This window comes from Candidatus Cloacimonadota bacterium (assembly GCA_011372345.1).
Taxonomy (GTDB): domain Bacteria; phylum Cloacimonadota; class Cloacimonadia; order Cloacimonadales; family TCS61; genus DRTC01.
The window spans coordinates 1-2373 of sequence record DRTC01000481.1 but is presented as its reverse complement, the minus strand read 5'-3'; the positions used below and the strand labels follow the sequence as shown (position 1 = coordinate 2373).

Annotated in this window: 3 protein-coding genes; all 3 read right to left on the bottom strand. The window is 31.5% G+C overall.

The features are described from left to right. Positions 1 to 330, bottom strand: a 330-nt coding sequence (locus tag ENL20_09345; GenBank protein HHE38762.1) for a hypothetical protein, incomplete at its 3' end; no start/stop codon positions are given. A gap of 262 nt (positions 331 to 592) precedes the next feature. After that, positions 593 to 1681: a radical SAM protein gene (locus ENL20_09340; protein HHE38761.1), complete on the bottom strand. Its 1089-nt coding sequence runs from the start codon at positions 1679 to 1681 to the stop codon at positions 593 to 595. Beyond that, the gene (locus tag ENL20_09335; GenBank protein ID HHE38760.1) at positions 1682 to 2296 is read right to left on the bottom strand and encodes a hypothetical protein; all 615 of its coding nucleotides are present in this window, start codon (positions 2294 to 2296) and stop codon (positions 1682 to 1684) included. Positions 2297 to 2373: the final 77 nt, after the last annotated feature.

Genomic DNA, 2373 nt, shown 5'->3' with positions numbered 1-2373 from the left:
TTGAACCAGAAAAATTTCATCATTTAGAATAATCAGCAGCATCAGAGAAATTCCAAATTCCATTGTTTGAGTATTTCTGAATCTTGAATAAAGTTGCCAATTAATCTCGATGAAAAACTCTTCTAATGTTTTTTCCAAATCTTTTTTAGGAACATCCTCAAGATTCAAATTCATCAATCTTTCTAAAATATGGAAATTAATCCTGTTTAGAAATTCACTTTCCTCCAGATTATGCGTCAGCAAAATAAGATTAAAATCCTGGTTCGGGAAGAAATCCGTAAAAGTCAGATTGCTTTTATTTGTACTTGAATGATCGATTAAATTTATCATAATTTTTTAAGACCTTACTGATGGTTGTTAATCTTGATATTCTTTCAATAATTCCATCAAGATTACGAAACCTCCGTAATGGTCGTTACACTATTTTTTATCCGGTTGTGAAAAATCAACAATTCGTAAGGTTTTCAATTTCTCCATTCAGCCGTTTTCCCCCTTCTCCGTTTCTCCATTTTTCCCATTTTACTATTCCAACTGATTCAACAAGTTCAACCATTGCGGAGGTCTCGTTCCTCGACCATTCGCAAGGTTTTAGTCAGTTCCACCATTCGATGAAACTACGATAAAAAACTCTGAACAGAGTTGGAAAATCCATCAACATATTGGTGTAGGAAGCATTTGCCAGCGGACAATAACATTCTTTATTTTTAATGGAAGCTCTTTCTCGATCGAGTTTTTTGCTGAACCAGATTTTTTTGAAATTATAATCCAGATCTCGTAAATTTCCCAGAGATTCCGCTTTGATACAACAGGACCAGACTTCTCCGTCCGGAGATATTTGTGCGGAAGCAATTCCAGCATAACAGGGAATGATTTGAGTTTTATCACGCAGAATCTTTTTTACAAGATTATAATATTCGATCCTGAATGCTTGCGTGATTTTGTTCATTCCCTTGAAATTCCCATTTTTAATGCGATGGATCAAAAAATCAATCGATGATCTGTATGAAAGTTGATCCGGCATTATTTTCGCATTCATTGTATCAAGTTCATTTCTTTCTTCGGCAATTTCAGTTATGTAGGAATCAGGTTCCAGAGCCATCAATGTATTAGCAATTCGAGCAAAATCTTTGACATTAAATTTGGAAATTACAGTATGAATTCCCACGGATAAATTATTTAATTTCAAATCCTTAAGTTTATGAAATGTTGAAATAACTTTTTTGTAATTCCCAGGAACTTGCCGGATTTCATCATGTTGATTCTCAATTCCGTCGATCGAAAGATTTATAATGATTTGAGATTTTTTACAATAATGAGCAATAGATCGCACATCATCGACAATTTTTGCAGTTAAAATTCCATTAGTCGGGATATTGATGATTTTCGGTTTGGAATATTTATAGATAATTTTGCAAATCTCAACAATATCTTTCCGTAAAAAAGGTTCTCCTCCGCTCAAAGTAATCCAGTATGGAGTATGACCGATTTTTTTGAAGATAATCTTATATTCGGATGAAGTCAGGTTTTCTGCTTTTTTCTTATAAATATTGCAGGTTTTGCATCTGGAATTGCAAGTATAAAGCAAACTTACCGTATAATTCATCGGCAGGATTTGAGGACATCCGCAGTGCCTGTTGAGTTTGTATAGTAATATTTTTGGAATAAGTTCTAACATAATTATTTATCCTTCAACATATTCACTACAATAGGGACAGGTAACTACTCCGCAAAAATCACCTGCAACTCCGAATATTTCTTTACATTTAGGACATTTAAGTTTGTAGTAATTCTCAAAGGTGTTTATTTTCTGATAATCTATTTTGTTTACATTAAATAGGCTGTTGATTCTTAAAATTGCATTTTGAAATAGATAATTTGATCTGTATTTATTATTTTCCTTCTTTACTATTTGAAGAAAATCGTTATTCAAAAATTCTAATATTCTTAAGATCTTATCTTTCGAATCTTTAAGGTGAAGATTTGATTCACAATATAAATCGATCCTACCTTTAATTTCATCGAATGATTTAAAATTGAAATCCATATTTTTAATAACAATTCTAACTGAATCTAAAAATTCATTTTCTCGAAGCGTATTTTCTTTAAGAGATGTTAAATCATCCTCATTTATAAGTCCAGATTTTGAAAAAATAAAATCTAATTCAAAAGGAGAAAAGCACCTTTTTTCATTCAAATTATATAATTTCTCCAGAATTTCAACCGTTATTAAACAAGCCTTTTCCATAATTGCATCTTTAATCACCGCTTTTTGAAACTTGTCTGCAATTATGATCATATACTTCGCATCGTTCATCTCTTTATGTCTTTTGATTCTGGTAAAATTTATTTTGTTGATCGATGGTAATTTTGTAC

What these genes read in the sequence shown, in the direction of transcription:
- ENL20_09335 (HHE38760.1), bottom strand. Translation starts at nt 2,296, where the DNA reads ATGATCATAATTGCAGACAAGTTTCAAAAAGCGGTGATTAAAGATGCA.